The following is a 633-nucleotide window of genomic DNA, read 5'->3' on the forward strand; positions in this document are numbered from 1 at the left end:
GAATAACCATTTATCAAAGACAGAGATTTATGAGTGGCTAACTTCTTCTTATGTTGGAAAATTTACAAAAGAAGAAGCAAACTATGCAATTCAAAAACTTAATCTACCATCAGAAGGCAGCCAAGCTCGCAATAAATGGGTAGGAAATTATTATTTCAAATCAGATGGAAAGATGGCCAAGAATGAATGGGTAGATGGTGGCCGTTACTATGTTGATTCTGAAGGCAAAATGGTAAGGGGCAAATGGGTAGATGGTGGCCGTTATTATGTTGAATCAGATGGTAAAATGGCTAGGGATAAATGGGTAGATGGTGGCCGTCACTATGTAGGATACGATGGTGTGCGGCAACCAAAACTAGATGGGAAGCAGTACAATGTTGCTTTAAATAGAGCGAAAAGCTATAATTCGGTTTTACATATGTCAAAAAAAGATCTCTATAACCAATTAACGTGGAATGGTTTTTCAAGTTCAGCAGCGCAGTATGCCATCGATCACTTGAATGCAGATTACAAAGCAAATGCCTTGATTACAGCAAGAAAATACCGAAAGAATAACCATTTATCAAAGACAGAGATTTATGAGTGGCTAACTTCTTCTTATGTTGGAAAATTTACAAAAGAAGAAGCAAACTA

General features: G+C 37.0%; 1 protein-coding gene. It reads left to right on the forward strand.

The annotated features are described in order from the left end of the window. On the forward strand, positions 1-633 hold a 633-nt coding region (locus GMD5S_RS0209785; RefSeq protein ID WP_016893891.1), incomplete at both ends, for an Ltp family lipoprotein.

Source organism: Streptococcus sp. GMD5S (genome assembly GCF_000298715.2).
Classification (GTDB): Bacteria; Bacillota; Bacilli; order Lactobacillales; family Streptococcaceae; genus Streptococcus.